The 13,624-nt window shown below is 66.2% G+C and carries 13 protein-coding genes; 8 read left to right on the top strand and 5 right to left on the bottom strand.

Features of this window, described 5'->3' with window-relative positions; translation table 11 throughout:
- Positions 1-57 precede the first annotated feature (57 nt).
- Both AAC071_RS03050 and AAC071_RS03045 read left to right on the top strand, forming a co-directional pair.
- On the top strand, positions 58-288 hold the full coding sequence (locus AAC071_RS03050; RefSeq protein ID WP_339829885.1) for an antitoxin MazE family protein: 231 nt from the start codon (positions 58-60) through the stop codon (positions 286-288).
- Positions 285-638: a type II toxin-antitoxin system PemK/MazF family toxin gene (locus tag AAC071_RS03045; RefSeq protein WP_339829883.1), complete on the top strand. Its 354-nt coding sequence runs from the start codon at positions 285-287 to the stop codon at positions 636-638. The genes AAC071_RS03050 and AAC071_RS03045 overlap by 4 nt, the downstream gene beginning before the upstream one ends.
- A 62-nt stretch (positions 639-700) precedes the next feature.
- On the opposite strand, the gene AAC071_RS03040 is transcribed toward AAC071_RS03045, so the two are convergent.
- Positions 701-907, bottom strand: coding sequence for a dodecin (locus AAC071_RS03040; protein WP_339829881.1), 207 nt, complete (start codon positions 905-907; stop codon positions 701-703).
- Between the two features lie 185 nt (positions 908-1,092).
- Here AAC071_RS03040 and AAC071_RS03035 point away from each other — a divergent pair, with 185 nt between their 5' ends.
- Together AAC071_RS03035 and AAC071_RS03030 are read left to right on the top strand one after the other, a co-directional pair.
- On the top strand, positions 1,093-2,553 hold the full coding sequence (locus tag AAC071_RS03035; protein WP_339829879.1) for a nodulation protein NfeD: 1,461 nt from the start codon (positions 1,093-1,095) through the stop codon (positions 2,551-2,553).
- Positions 2,554-2,794: 241 nt separating this feature from the next.
- Entirely contained in the window at positions 2,795-3,544 is a 750-nt protein-coding gene (locus AAC071_RS03030; protein ID WP_339829877.1) for a slipin family protein, read from the top strand.
- Between the two features lie 9 nt (positions 3,545-3,553).
- Here AAC071_RS03030 and AAC071_RS03025 read toward each other — a convergent pair whose 3' ends face one another.
- The 3 genes from AAC071_RS03025 to AAC071_RS03015 are packed head-to-tail and all read right to left on the bottom strand — an operon-like array spanning position 3,554 to position 8,484.
- Positions 3,554-4,675 (bottom strand): ABC transporter permease, encoded by a 1,122-nt coding sequence (locus tag AAC071_RS03025; RefSeq protein WP_339829875.1) that lies wholly within the window; start codon positions 4,673-4,675, stop codon positions 3,554-3,556.
- 3 nt (positions 4,676-4,678) lie between these two features.
- Positions 4,679-7,414: a ribosome-associated ATPase/putative transporter RbbA gene (gene rbbA, locus AAC071_RS03020; RefSeq protein ID WP_339830327.1), complete on the bottom strand. Its 2,736-nt coding sequence runs from the start codon at positions 7,412-7,414 to the stop codon at positions 4,679-4,681.
- The gene (locus AAC071_RS03015; protein WP_339829873.1) at positions 7,411-8,484 is read right to left on the bottom strand and encodes an HlyD family efflux transporter periplasmic adaptor subunit; all 1,074 of its coding nucleotides are present in this window, start codon (positions 8,482-8,484) and stop codon (positions 7,411-7,413) included. Before AAC071_RS03015 ends, rbbA begins: the two co-directional genes overlap by 4 nt.
- 138 nt (positions 8,485-8,622) lie before the next feature.
- On the opposite strand from AAC071_RS03015, the gene AAC071_RS03010 reads away from it, so the two are divergent.
- From AAC071_RS03010 to AAC071_RS02995, 4 genes are read left to right on the top strand one after another with little or no spacing between them, the layout of a single operon-like run.
- Positions 8,623-9,084, top strand: coding sequence for a DUF1330 domain-containing protein (locus AAC071_RS03010; protein WP_339829871.1), 462 nt, complete (start codon positions 8,623-8,625; stop codon positions 9,082-9,084).
- A gap of 5 nt (positions 9,085-9,089) precedes the next feature.
- Complete coding sequence (locus AAC071_RS03005; protein WP_339829869.1) at positions 9,090-9,992, top strand: haloalkane dehalogenase; 903 nt, start codon at positions 9,090-9,092, stop codon at positions 9,990-9,992.
- 15 nt (positions 9,993-10,007) lie between these two features.
- On the top strand, positions 10,008-11,693 hold the full coding sequence (locus AAC071_RS03000) for a sulfatase (protein WP_339829867.1): 1,686 nt from the start codon (positions 10,008-10,010) through the stop codon (positions 11,691-11,693).
- 39 nt (positions 11,694-11,732) lie between these two features.
- On the top strand, positions 11,733-12,164 hold the full coding sequence (locus tag AAC071_RS02995) for a hypothetical protein (RefSeq protein WP_339829865.1): 432 nt from the start codon (positions 11,733-11,735) through the stop codon (positions 12,162-12,164).
- On the opposite strand, the gene AAC071_RS02990 is transcribed toward AAC071_RS02995, so the two are convergent.
- Positions 12,161-13,315, bottom strand: a complete 1,155-nt coding sequence (locus AAC071_RS02990; protein ID WP_339829863.1) for a DsbA family protein — start codon at positions 13,313-13,315, stop codon at positions 12,161-12,163. The genes AAC071_RS02995 and AAC071_RS02990 overlap by 4 nt on opposite strands.
- Positions 13,316-13,624 lie beyond the last annotated feature (309 nt).

The following is a 13,624-nucleotide window of genomic DNA, read 5'->3' as shown; positions in this document are numbered from 1 at the left end:
TTGCGTGGGTTGCCGTTCCCGTGATAAGTTACATGTAACTATCGGGAGAGATTGGTCATGCCACCTGCGAGCAAGCCCAAATCGTCCCGCGTCAAGGTGAGCGAGCATCGTCGCCGTCTGCGCGCACAAGGATTGCGGCCGATCCAGATCTGGGTCCCCGATGTGCGCGCGCCTTCGTTCCGCAAGGAGGCCCACAAGCAGTCGGCGGCCGTGGCGGCGAGCGCCTCCGCGCGCGACGATCAGGCTTTCATCGACGCCGCGTCGGATATCGACGGCGACAAGGCATGAAGCGCGGCGAAATCTGGACCGTCTCCGGCGGTGCAGGTTACGCGGGCAAGCCGCGTCCCGCCGTTGTGCTTCAGGACGACAGCTTCGATGCAACAAGCTCTGTCACCATCTGCGTCTTCACCACGGACGAAACGGACGCTCCTCTCTTCCGTCTGCCGGTGGCGCCGAACGAACGCAACGCCTTGCGCCTTCCGTGCCGGTTGATGGTGGACAAAATCACCACCGTTCCGAAGGCGAGGATGGGCGCGTTTATCGGGCGGCTCGACGACGAGGATTTGCTGCGGCTCAACCAGGCGATGCTGGTTTTCCTCGGACTGGCTGTTTCTCCGAAGGCGCGCAGAGAAGATTGAATTTGATCCGTGGGGTGATGTGTTTCGACACGCGCAATCCATCCCCCCGTCGCTTGCGCCCCTCACTCCAGCGTGAAGGCCAGTTTCAGCTTGACCTGATAGTGGCCGACCTTGCCGCCTTCGATATGGCCGCGCGTTTCGACGACTTCGAACCAGCGCAGCTCGCGCAGGCTCTGCGCGGCCTTGGCAACCGCAGCGGCAATCGCGTCCTCGATGCTGTTGGGCGAGGAGCCGACGATTTCGACGATCTTGTAGACATGCTCGGTCATGGCGCGTTCCTCCCTTTGCGCGTTGGGACATGGTCTGCAAGGGAGGATGGCGCGCCGGCGCGGCACGGCAAGGGGGAAAAGGCACCCCGGACCCGTCCGCCCGGAAAACATGGCCTTTCCCGCTCCGCTTTGGCAGACTGACCGGACGACAGATAAAGACCGCCCGGAAGAAGGAGCCGCCCCCCGTGAACCTTCGATCCCGAACGATCCCTCGATGGCGCCATGCGCTCTACGCGATGCTGGCGGTCGCCGGCGCGGCGCTGTTCGGCGCCGCCGGCATGGCCCAGGATGAAGCCGAAGCCCCGGCGCGCGGCGCGCCGCCGCTGGCCATGGTCTCGACCATTACCGGCGCGATCGGCCCGGCAACCGCCCGCCAGGTGGCCGATGCGGTGGCTTCGGCCGAGGAACGCCGCGCCGACGTGCTGATCCTGAAGATCGACACGCCGGGCGGGCTCGTGACCTCGACACGCGAAATCATCTCCTCGATCCTCGAATCCGACGTGCCGGTGGCCGGCTATGTGGCGCCCGCGGGCGGCCATGCGGCCAGCGCCGGCACCTACATCATTTATGCAACCGGCATCGCCGCGATGGCGCCCGGCACCAATATCGGCGCCGCGACGCCGGTTTCGATCGGCGGCATGCCGGGGCTGCCTTCGCCCGGCGAGACGCCCGCGCGCGACACGCCGCGCGACGAGGACAGCAGCGGCGCGGGCGACGGCGAGAAGCCCGCATCAGCGCCGAAATCGAACGAGGACGCGATGGCCGCCAAGGCGACCAATGACGCGGTGGCACATATCCGGAGCCTTGCCGAACTGCATGGCCGCAATGCCGACTGGGCCGAGGAGGCCGTGCGCGAAGGGGCAAGCCTGTCGGCACGCGAGGCGGTCGAGCAGGGCGTCGTCGAATTCATCGCCAGCGACATGGGCGAATTGCTGCGGCTGATGCATGGCCGCGAAGTGGTGACGGCGGCGGGCACGCGTGTATTGAACACCGAAGGCGCGGCCCTGACCGAGATCGAGCCCGGCGCGATGACGAAATTGCTGGCGATCCTCAGCAATCCCAATGTCGCCTTCATCCTGATGCTGATCGGCATTTACGGCCTGATCTTCGAGTTTTCCAATCCGGGCTCCATCGGCCCCGGCGTGATCGGCGCGATCTCGCTGCTGCTCGGGCTTTATGCGCTGAACCAGCTGCCGCTCGATTATGCGGGCCTGGCGCTGATCCTGCTCGGCCTCGCCTTGATGATCGCCGAAGCCTTCACGCCGAGTTTCGGCGTGGTCGGGCTTGGCGGCGTCGTTGCCTTCGTGCTGGGCGGCGCGATGCTGATCGACAGCGACCAGCCGGAATTCCAGCTCTCCTGGGGCACGATCGGCGGCACGGCGGCCGTCAGCGTCATCACGCTGGTGCTGATCCTCGGCTATGCCTGGCGCGCGCAACGAAAACCTGTCGCGACCGGCAGCGAGGAAATGACCGGCATGGAAGTCGAGGTGCTCGACTGGGCGAATGGCGAGGGCCATGTCTGGGCGCATAGCGAGCGCTGGCGCGCACGGGGTCCCCACAGCCTTGCGCCGGGCACAATGGCGAGAGTCGAACGGCTGGACGGGTTGACGCTGATCCTCAGCGACGCGCCGACCGTGCATGAGTGAGGGAGCGGCGCCTCAACGTTTGCGAGAATTGCCCACCCGCCCCTGGGGGGCGGGTCGAAAAATTCGAGCTTGCGAGAAATTTTTCGGGGCGGGGGCTCTGCCTTGCCGCTTTACCCCGCCCCGTAATTTGCGGCGCTGAAGCGCCGCAAATTCCGACCCTCCCCCAAGGGGAGGGTGGACGTTCACAATCATCGGTTCGCCATCATTGGCCCCGGTGGACCAAACAGAACGGAGAGGCCTGATGGGAAATCTCGCATTCTATGTCTTCATCGCGGTGCTGGTTGTCGGCTTTCTGAGCTCGGCGATCCGCATCCTGCGCGAATATGAGCGCGGCGTCGTCTTCACACTCGGACGCTTCACCCGCATTGCCGGACCCGGCTTCATCATCATCATCCCGGTCATCCAGCAGATGGTGCGGGTCGATCTGCGCACCATGGTGGAAGACGTGCCGACCCAGGACGTGATCTCGCGCGACAACGTGTCGGTGCGTGTCAATGCGGTGATCTATTACCGCATCGTCGATCCCGGCAAGTCGATCCTCAATGTCGAGAACTACATGGAGGCAACCAGCCAGCTCGCCCAGACGACGCTGCGCTCGGTGCTCGGCAAGCACGAACTCGACGAGATGCTGGCCGAGCGCGACAAGCTCAATGCCGACATCCAGGAAATCCTCGACAGCCAGACCGACGCCTGGGGCATCAAGGTCGCCAATGTCGAAATCAAGCATGTCGATATCGACGAGAGCATGATCCGCGCCATCGCCAAGCAGGCCGAAGCCGAACGCTTCCGCCGCGCCAAGATCATCAATGCCGAAGGCGAACAGCAGGCGGCCGAGAAGCTGGTCGAGGCCGGCAAGATCCTGGCCGGCGACCCGCGCGCGATGCAGCTGCGCTATTTCTCGGCGCTGCACGACATCGCCGGCGACCGGACCAGCACCATCGTCTTCCCGCTGCCGATCGACCTGATCGAGGCGATGCGCAAGAAGGAATGAGGGGGGCCCTCACGCCATGCTGGAAATGGTCGAGCGGAAACGGGCCAGCGCGGCGGCGAAGAGCGCCGTTCCGATCAGCGCCAGCGCCAGGAATTGCGGCCAGACGACCGAGAAGCCGGCGCCGCGATAGAGAATGGCCTGGGCCAGCATCACGAAATGCGTGTTGGGCGCGGCCAGCATCAGGGTGCGGATCGCCTCGGGCATGCTTTCGCGCGGCGTCATGCCGCCCGAGAGCATTTCGAGCGGCACCAGCACCAGAATGACCAGCAACCCGAATTGCGGCATCGAGCGCGCGACGGTGGCAAGAAAGATGCCCATCGAGGTGGCTGCGAAAAGGTGGAACAGCGTGCCGGCGAGAAAGAGCGCGACCGAACCCTCGATCGGCACCGACAGCAGCCCCTGCACCATGACGGTGAGCGACAGGCCGCAGGCCACCGTGACGACCAGCGCCATCGCCCAGAGCTTGGCGGTCATGATCTCGAACGGCGTCACCGGCATGGCCAGCAGATGTTCGATGGTGCCGTGTTCGCGCTCGCGGATCAGCGCCGCGCCGGTCAGCACGATGGCGAGCAGCGTCACATTGTTGATCAGCTCCATCACCGAGCCGAACCAGGACTTGTCGAGTCCCGGATTGAAGCGTGCCCTGAGCGCAAGCTCGACGGGGCGCTCGCTCTCGGCGCGGTAGCGCGCGGCGAAGCCCGCCACCTCGCCCGCAACGATCGACTGGATATAATTGCTGCCGGCAAAGGCCTGTGTCATCCGCGTCGCATCGACATTGAGCTGGATCACCGGCGCGCGGCCGGCCAGCACGTCGCGCTGGAAATGGGGCGGGATGTCGAGCGCGAAAGTGTCCTGTCCGGCATCCATGCGCGCATCCATTTCGGCATGGCCGATCAGCACCGGCGGAATGAAATAGGGCGGGTAGAAGGCGTCGGCGATGCGGGCCGAAAGCGGCGAACGGTCCTCGTCGACAATCGCGATCGAGGCCTGGTGCAGCGCCTCGGGCAGCGCGGTGGCCGCCGCATAGATCGCCAGCGTGAAGGCATAGACGATCAGCCCCAGCATGACCCGGTCGCGGCCGAGGCTGCGAAGCTCCTTGACGCCGAGATGGAGGATGTTGGCAGCCCGCATGGCTCAGCGCTCCTGTTTCTTCAGCAGCGCGGCACTGGCCGCGATCAGCACCGGCACCGCGATCAGCAGCGGCACGAAGGAGGCTTGCAGATCGGCAAAGCCCAGCGCCTTCGAAAAGGTGCCGCGCGCGATCGTCAGGTAATGCGTTGTGGGATAGATATGGCCGATCAGCGCACCCATCCCCTCAAGCGAGGAAACGGGATCGGTCAGACCCGAAAACTGCGACGCCGGCAGGATCGTCAATATGGCGGTGCCGAATATGGCCGCGATCTGGCTGCGCATGGCCGCCGAGATCAGCAGGCCCATGGCGGTCGCCGAGATCACATAGATGAAGGTCGCCGCCGACAGCGTGAGGAAGCTGCCCTTCATCGGCACATCGAAAAAGAACACCGCGAAGAGCGCCAGCAGGGCGAAGTTCAGCATCGCCAGCACGACATAGGGGATCTGCTTGCCGATCAGGAATTCGAGCCGCGTCACCGGCGTCACATAGAGATTGACGATCGAACCGAGTTCCTTCTCGCGCACCACGCTGAGCGCGGCCAGCATCGACGGGATCAGCATCAGCAGCAGCGGGATCACGCCGGGCACCATGGCGACAAGGCTTCTGACATCCGGGTTGTAGCGGAAGCGCGTTTCGATCGTGACCGGCGCCGTCATCTCGAGACCGGCCTTCGCCGCCTGCCGCTGCAGCCAGTGCAGATGCATGCCCTCGACATAGCCCTGCACGGTTTCGGCCCGTGTCGGCATGGCGCCGTCGATCCAGGCGCCGATCTCGACCTGTCGTCCACGCGCGACGTCGCGCGCAAAGCCCGGCGGAATCTCGAGCGCCAGCATCAGCTCGCCAGCGCGCATGCGCCGGTCGAGATCGTCGTAATCGACGATTGCGGGCCGCTCGATGAAATAGCGCGAGCCGGAAATGTCGAGCACATAGTCGCGGCTGGTCGTGGTGCGGTCGCGGTCGAGCACCGCGAAGGTCATGTCCTCGACGTCGAAATTGATGCCGTAGCCGATCACGAAGAGCAGCACCACGCTGCCGATCAGCGCCATGGTGGCGCGCACCGGATCGCGCAGCAGTTCGAGCGTCTCGCGCCGCGTATAGCTGAACATGCGGCGCGGATCGAAGATGCGCCGGAAAGGCGTGCCGCGCGGCACCATGACCGGCGCGGCTTCGGACGCCGGCCTGGCTTCCGGCTCCGCCGCGCCGGCGCCGGCCTGCATCAGACAGTCGACAAAGGCATCTTCCAGCGTGTCGGCGCCATGCGCCGCCTTGATCGCGGCCGGCGTGTCGCTGACCAGCACGCGGCCGGCATGCATCAGCGAAATGCGGTCGCAGCGTTCGGCCTCGTTCATGAAATGGGTCGAGATGAAGATCGTGACCCTGTCGCGGCGCGACAGCTCGACCAGCATGCGCCAGAAGCCGTCGCGGGCCACCGGATCGACGCCCGATGTCGGCTCGTCGAGGATCAGCATTTCCGGCCGGTGGATCATCGCGACCGCCAGTGACAGGCGCTGGCGGCGGCCGAGCGGCAGATTGTCAGGCAGCACGTCGAGAACGTCGGCAAGATCGAAACGCTCCGTCATCTCCGCGACCCGCGCCGCGATCTCGCTTTCGGGCACATGGAAGAGCCGTGCGTGAAGTTCGAGATTCTGCCGCACCGTCAGTTCGGCATAGAGCGAGAAACCCTGCGACATGTAGCCGACGCGGCGGCGCATGCCGATGCCGTCGCCGTCGACCGGCTGTCCGAAGAGCCGCGCCTCGCCCTCGCTGGCGGTCAGAAGCCCGGTCAGCACCTTCATGGTTGTCGTCTTGCCGCAGCCATTGGAGCCGAGAAAACCGAAGATCTCGCCGCGGCCGATGCGGAAACTGACCTTGTCGACGGCGACGAAATCGCCGAAGCGCATGGTGAGATCGCGCGCCTCGATCGCCGCCTCGCCATCTTCGCCGGCGGTGCGCGGCGGAATCTCGACCGGCCGGTGCGCGCGACGCTTTTCCTCGGGCAGCAGCGCGATGAAGGCGGCCTCGAGCGAGGCGGCGCCGGTTTGCGCACGCAGGTCCGGCGGCGTGCCGCTGGCCAGCACCCGGCCGGCATCCATCGCCACCAGCCAGTCGAAGCGCTCGGCCTCCTCCATATAGGCGGTGGCCACGACGACGCTCATCTGCGGCCGCCCGGCACGAATGCGGGCGATCAGCTCCCAGAAATGCCGGCGCGACAGCGGATCGACGCCGGTGGTCGGCTCGTCGAGGATCAGCAGATCGGGATCGTGGATCAGCGCGCAGCAGAGGCCGAGCTTCTGCTTCATGCCGCCCGAAAGCTTGCCGGCCGGCCGGTCGGCAAAGGGCGCAAGCCCGGTGCTGTCGAGCAGGGCCGCGATGCGGGCCTCGCGATGCGCGCGGTCATGGCCGAACAACCGGCCGAAGAAATCGATATTCTCGAAGATCGACAGTGTCGGATAGAGATTGCGGCCGAGGCCCTGCGGCATGTAGGCGATGCGCGGACCGATCCTGTGGCGGTGCCGCGCCCGGGCCATGTCGCCGCCAAAGACCTCGACGCGGCCCTGCTGCAGCGCGCGGGCACCGGCAATCAGGGCCAGCAGGCTCGACTTGCCGACACCGTCCGGTCCGATCAGCCCGACCATCTGCCCGGCCGGAATGTCGAGCGTCACGCTGTCGAGCGCGCAGTGCCGGCCATAGCTGAGCGTGACGTCGGCGAGCCGCGCAATGGGCGCCGCCGCAATCATTCCGGCAGCTTGATCTGCAGTGCGGCCGGCCATTCGAGCCGCGGGTCGAGACGCACATAGGCCATGCCGGGCAGGCCGGTCTTGACGTCGCGAATATGCTTGTCGAGCAGCTCGGGATCGATCCGCGCCTTGATGCGGAACATCAGCTTCTCGCGCTCATCGGCCGTTTCGACCGTCTTGGGCGTGAACTGCGCCACATCGGCCACGTAGCTCGCACGCGCCGGAATGACATATTGCGGCGCCGCGTCGAGCACGAGATGGACCTCGGCCCCCAGCGCCACGCGGCCGGCATGTTCGGTCGGCAGGAAGAAGGTCATGTAGACGTCGCCGACATCGATGATGTTGAGGACCTTGCCGCCGGCCGCGACCACCTCGCCCGGCTGCACCACGCGGTACTGGACGCGGCCCGCGCGCGGCGCCCGCAAGGTGCCGTCCTCGATCTCGGCATCGAGCCGTTCGATGGTGGCATGGCCCGCCTGGACGGCCGCCTCGGCGCCAACGACCTGCGACCGTGCCGTGGCGATCGCCGCATCGGAGGCGGCGAGCTGGGCCTCGGCCGCGCTGACCGCCGCCCGGGCCGCCTCGAAGCGGGCGCGGTCGTCGTCCAGTGCCTGACGCGAGGCGGTGCCACGCGCGGCCAGTTGTTCGGTGCGGGCGAGACGGCTTTGCGCGGCATTCCGCTCGGCGACGCGCTGGGCGACCAGCGCCTCGACGGCCGCCCGTTCGGCCTGGCGCTGCCGGACCTGGCTCCTGGCGCTGTCGACGCCGATCAGCGCCTGTTGCAATTGCGCTTCTGCCTGGCGGAGCTGCGCGGCCAGCGCCGCCGTGTCCATCATCACCAGTACCTGGCCGGCGGCGACGAAATCGCCCTCGTCGACCAGGATCTCCTGCACCCTGCCGGGCAGCTTGGCCGCGATGTCGATCTCGACCGCCTCGATGCGCCCGTTGCCGCCGGCAAAGCCGTCGGGCAGGCCGCCATTGGTAAGAGACTGCCAGATCAGATAGGCCGCCGCCGCAAGGACAAGCGCCGCGCCGGCCCGCAGAAGCATCGGTCGGGTGAAATACTGCATCGGCAAACGATACGCGGTTTCGGCGGCAAATCCACTGCGACATCGGCGCGCCCGCTCTTGTACTTATGACATAAATCATGCCAATATATTTGCAGAGGGCGCGCCGCATCGGGCGCGCCCGTGTCTGAAAGAGGCGTCATGCAGGTCATCAACGAAGTCTTCCCGAGCGATCCCGATCACATCCGCGAAATGATGGCGCCGGGCCCGAAAGGCCCGATCTTCATGGTCAATCTGCTGAAGTTCAGGGAGCGCGCCGAATACAAGGACGGGCGGCCGGCCGATCTCAGCGGCCGCGACGCCTACCAGATCTATGGCCGCGAGGTTGCGAAGCTGCTGCCGAAATTCGGCGGCGGCGCCTTTTTCGCCGCCGACGTGACCTTTCTGGCGCTGGGCCAGGTGGAAGAACTCTGGGACGAGATCGCGATCGCGACCTATCCGACCCGCAAGGCGATGTTCGACATGTCGATGTCGCCCGAATGGCAGGAAATCGCCGTGCACCGCGATGCCGGCCTGAAGGGCCAGCTCAATATCGAGACGGTGCTGCAGGACGGCGTGCTGGGCCGGCTGCAGCCGCTGCTCGAAGCGATCGCGAAGGGCTGACGCGGATGCAGGTGCTGCGCACGCCCGACGAACGCTTTGCCGATCTCGAGGGTTACGATTTCGCGCCGCATTACGCGACCGTGACCGACAACGACGGGACCGCGCTGCGCATCCATTATGTCGACGAGGGCCCGCGCGATGCGGCACCGATCCTGCTGATGCATGGCAATCCGACCTGGGCCTATCTCTATCGCAAGATGATCCCCGTGCTGGCCGCGGCCGGCCATCGCGTCATCGCGGTCGACCTCGTCGGCTGCGGACGTTCCGACAAGCCGGCCGCGAAAGCCGACTATACGCTGGCGCGCCATTACGACTGGATGTCGAAATGGCTGACCGGCATGGACCTCAGGGACATCACGCTGTTCTGCCAGGACTGGGGCGGCACGATCGGCCTCTATCTGGTGTCGCAATATCCCGAACGCTTCGCCCGCGCGATCGCCTCGAACACCGGCCTGCCGACGGGCGACGGCGAAAGCGAATTCATGAAGATGTGGGTCGGCATGATGCGCGAGGCGACGACCTTCCCGCTGGCCCAGATGCTGCCGGGCGGCATGCTGCATCAACCGACGCCAGGCGAACTGGCGGCCTATGCCGCACCCTTCCCGTCCGACGAATATATGGCCGGCATCATCGCCTTTCCGCTGCTGATCGCGGTCCAGCCCGACAATCCGGGCGTGCCCTTGAACCGCAAGGCATGGGAGAGCCTCGAACGCTTCGACAAGCCCTTCCTGACGCTGTTCGGCGAACAGGACCCGGTCGCCAGGGGCGCCGACAAGGCGATGCAGAAGCGCATTCCGGGCGCCAAAGGCCAGCCGCATCAGACCTTCGCCAAGGCGCATCATTTCATCCAGGAAGATATCCCCGGGGAACTCTGCACGCACATACTGGATTTCATCGCCACGACGTAACGAGGGGGACGACAGATGAACGGCGCGACAAACCGACTGAAGAAATGGCAGGCCGCAGCTCTTGCCGGCGTCGTCGCGCTGACGGCCCTTGCCGGCACCGCCTTCCTCTTCCGCAAGGAGCTGATCCTCTATTACGTCGCGACGCGGGCGCGCGACGCGACGGTCGTGCTGGCCAATCGCGACATCCCCTGGCAGCAGGGACCGGAAGTGGCGGCCGAAGCGGCCGGCACGCGCCCGCCCAATATCGTCTTCATCCTGGCCGACGATCTCGGCTTCAACGACATCAGCCATTTCGGCGGCGGCGCGGCGGGCGGCATCGTCAAGACGCCGCATATCGACTCGATCGCCAGGAACGGCGCCAGTTTCACCCGCGCCTATTCGGGCACGGCGGCCTGCGCGCCCTCGCGCGCGGCGCTGTTGACCGGGCGCTACGGCACGCGCACCGGCTTCGAATTCACGCCGACCCCGCCCGGCATGACGCGGATCATGGATCTTTTCTACAATGACGGCACGCGGCCGCACGAGATGCTGTTCGACGCCGAGGCCGTCAAGCGCCAGCCGCCTTTCGCCGAACAGGGCCTGCCGGGCGCCGAAATCACGCTGGCCGAAGTGTTGAAACCGCGCGGCTACCACAACATCCATATCGGCAAGTGGCATCTCGGCAATTCGGAAGAGTTCCGCCCCAACGCGCAGGGTTTCGACGAGAGCGTGATGATGGAAAGCGGACTGTTCCTGCCGGAAGACAGCCCCGATGTCGTCAATGCCAAACTGCCCTTCGATCCGATCGACCAGTTTCTCTGGGCGCGGATGCAATATGCGACGTCCTATAACGGCGGCGAATGGTTCGAGCCGAAGGGCTATCTGACCGACTACTATACCGACGAGGCGGTGAAGGCGATCGCGGCCAACCGCAACCGGCCCTTCTTCCTCTACCTGGCGCATTGGGCCGTCCACACGCCGTTGCAGGCCTCGAAGGAAGATTACGATGCGCTGTCGATGATCGAGGACGAACGGCTGCGCGTCTATGCGGCGATGATCCGTGCGCTGGACCGCAGCGTCGGCCGCGTGCTGCAGGCGCTGAAGGACAACGGTCTCGACGACAACACCATCGTGATCTTCTCCAGCGACAATGGCGCGCCCGGCTATATCGGCATCCCGGACGTCAACGCACCCTTCCGCGGCTGGAAGCTGACCTTCTTCGAAGGCGGCATTCGCGTGCCCTTCTTCGTGCAATGGCCCGAGAGGATCGCGCCCGGCACGACGCGCGACACGGCCGTCGCGCATATCGACCTCTTCCCGACGCTGGTGGCAGCGGCCGGCGGCACCCTGCCGGACGACCGCGTCATCGACGGCATCGACCTGCTGCCCTATGCGGGCGACGCCGCCGCCGCGCCCGAGCGGCCGCTCTTCTGGCGCAATGCCTATTACCGCGTGGTGCAGAAGGATGGCTGGAAACTGCAGCTGACGACCAAGCCCGAACGCACCTGGCTCTTCAACCTCGATGACGACCCGACCGAACAGGTCAATCTCGCCGCGCTCTATCCCGAACGCGTGGCCGAGATGACCGACTTGCTCGACGCGCATGACGCGACGCAGCGCGAACCGCTGTTCCCGGCGGTCGGCGAAATGCCGGTGACGATCGACAGGACGCTGGAAGAGAAAAGCACGCCGGACGACGAGTTCATCTACTGGGCGGGCTGAACCCCGTGCGATCCCGCCACCAACCGGAGAGACCCGACAATGTCGCTTCTGCCCGACAGCACCAACGCGGCCTATCGCGGCCGCCCCGTCGCGGCCTGGGGGCTGGCGCTGCTTGGCGTTCTGACCGTCCTGCCCGGCGCGATCCACGCCTTCCTGCCCGATGGCGGCGCCGGCGTCATTGCCGGCATCGACCTGACACATAATGCGCAGACGATCATCGCCACCTTCGCCTGGGTCGGCGCGACGCAGATCGTCTGGGGCACGCTGATGCTGCTGGTTGCGCTGCGCTATCGCAGCCTGGTGCCGCTGCTGCTGGCGCTGATCCTTGTCGAGCGGACAATCATCGCGCTCAATCTCTGGCTGCTGAAGGCCGGGCCCGACGCGCACCACCCGCCCGAGGCCTGGGCGACGCTGGCGGCACTCCCGGTCATTGCGCTGCTGCTGGCGCTGTCACTGCCGAAACGCGGCTAGGCTTTCGCGGCGGCCGCGCGCAATTCCTCCTCGACGACCCAGAGCCGGTCCTGGCCCCAATGCATCGTTCCGCCTTCGACGCGGAAGGAAGGAACACCCCAGGCGCCGCCGGCAAACATGTCGCTGCGGTTCTGCTCGGCAACCTCGCGCCATGAAGGATCGGCCAGCGCTTTCTTGACGAAGGCGTCGTCGAGCCCGGCCCGCCCCGCCAGCCGCAGGAGGCCGGCATCCGTTGCGGCGTCGATGCCTTCGGCAAAGACGCCCTGCAGGAAGGATTGCGCGAACGCCGCGCCCTTGCCCGCCGGGATTGCGTGATGCAGGACCGCGAGCCCGCGCTCGGCGCCGGCACCGACCGGGTCGGCCACGCGGCCGAAGGGCAGCCCGAGACGCTCGGCCTCGCGCTTGCAGTCGCGCACGATATAGAGCTGCTTCGACAAGGGCACCGGCAGGCCGCGCATCACCATCGGCAGCACGAAGCGCCAGCGCAGATCGGCGCCGTAATGCGCGGCGAGCTTCGTCACCCGCTCGATGGCGAGGTAGGTGTAGGGACTGCGAAAGGAGATGAAGGCCTCAAGGACCGGCTTGCGGCCCGTGGCCGCCACCGGTGCCAGCGTCACCTCGCGGCGCGGTGCGATGAAGCCGGCCGGCGCATCGGCCCGCCGCAGCGGCGCCAGCCGCTCCTCGAGAAACTGCAACCGGTCGAGACCCCAATACCACTCGCCCTCGAAATGGAAGACCGCACCGAGATAATGGCCGAGCTTGCGGCGCAGGCGGTCGCCTGCGGCCAGCGCCTTGGGGCTCGCATCGGGCGCCAGCGCCGAAATGTCGGCATCAAGCGCGAAACCGGCGAGCCGCGCTGAAAGCCCCGCATCGCGCAGCCCATAGGCCTTCAGCATGTCGGGCTCGGGGGCGGCCGCCATGTCGGGCGCGGAAACCGCATGCACTTCGACATCGACATCGTAGCGCGCCCGCAGCAGCGGCACGGCCTGGATCGCCAGCCGGCTGTAGGGATCGTCGGCCTGGTGAAAATAATGGATGACGGGCCGCCGTCCGGCCAGCCGCCGCGCCAGCGCATGCCGCTTGCGCCCCAGCGCCCGCAGGCGCGGGCTGGTGATCAGCGCGGATACTCTGGTCGCAATCTTCGTCCGCATACCCGCCCCGATTAATTGATGGCATTAAGAATGCCAATACTGGTCGGCAGGCATCCGCCTGTCAATGTCGGACGCAACAGCCGGCCGGCACGATCGGCAATGCATCCCTGCAGACTCCCGGCCTTGAGAAGATCATGATGGCCGCAAGCCGGCCCCGGCCGCATCCGGGCGCCGCAGCCCTCTTTCACAAATCGGCTTGTTTTTGGCGTGGAATGCTGTAGATTTTAATTAGAATAGTTATAATCTGATATCGCACCCCCCCCCCGCGCGAAAAGGAGGAACGGCAGATGAGCAAGACAGAAGGCGGCA

Source organism: uncultured Parvibaculum sp. (assembly GCF_963975745.1).
Classification (GTDB): Bacteria; Pseudomonadota; Alphaproteobacteria; order Parvibaculales; family Parvibaculaceae; genus Parvibaculum.
The sequence above is the reverse complement of the archived record's forward strand: the minus strand, read 5'-3'. Positions and strand labels throughout refer to the sequence as shown.

Bases quoted from the DNA above. Each gene is read 5' to 3' on its own strand.
- AAC071_RS03050 (WP_339829885.1), top strand. From the start codon at position 58: ATGCCACCTGCGAGCAAGCCCAAATCGTCCCGCGTCAAGGTGAGCGAG.
- AAC071_RS02995 (WP_339829865.1), top strand. From the start codon at position 11,733: ATGTCGCTTCTGCCCGACAGCACCAACGCGGCCTATCGCGGCCGCCCC.
- AAC071_RS03030 (WP_339829877.1), top strand. From the start codon at position 2,795: ATGGGAAATCTCGCATTCTATGTCTTCATCGCGGTGCTGGTTGTCGGC.
- AAC071_RS03010 (WP_339829871.1), top strand. From the start codon at position 8,623: ATGCAGGTCATCAACGAAGTCTTCCCGAGCGATCCCGATCACATCCGC.
- AAC071_RS03000 (WP_339829867.1), top strand. From the start codon at position 10,008: ATGAACGGCGCGACAAACCGACTGAAGAAATGGCAGGCCGCAGCTCTT.
- AAC071_RS03045 (WP_339829883.1), top strand. From the start codon at position 285: ATGAAGCGCGGCGAAATCTGGACCGTCTCCGGCGGTGCAGGTTACGCG.
- AAC071_RS03025 (WP_339829875.1), bottom strand. From the start codon at position 4,675: ATGCGGGCTGCCAACATCCTCCATCTCGGCGTCAAGGAGCTTCGCAGC.
- AAC071_RS03005 (WP_339829869.1), top strand. From the start codon at position 9,090: ATGCAGGTGCTGCGCACGCCCGACGAACGCTTTGCCGATCTCGAGGGT.
- AAC071_RS03040 (WP_339829881.1), bottom strand. From the start codon at position 907: ATGACCGAGCATGTCTACAAGATCGTCGAAATCGTCGGCTCCTCGCCC.
- rbbA (WP_339830327.1), bottom strand. From the start codon at position 7,414: ATGATTGCGGCGGCGCCCATTGCGCGGCTCGCCGACGTCACGCTCAGC.
- AAC071_RS03015 (WP_339829873.1), bottom strand. From the start codon at position 8,484: ATGCAGTATTTCACCCGACCGATGCTTCTGCGGGCCGGCGCGGCGCTT.
- AAC071_RS02990 (WP_339829863.1), bottom strand. From the start codon at position 13,315: ATGCGGACGAAGATTGCGACCAGAGTATCCGCGCTGATCACCAGCCCG.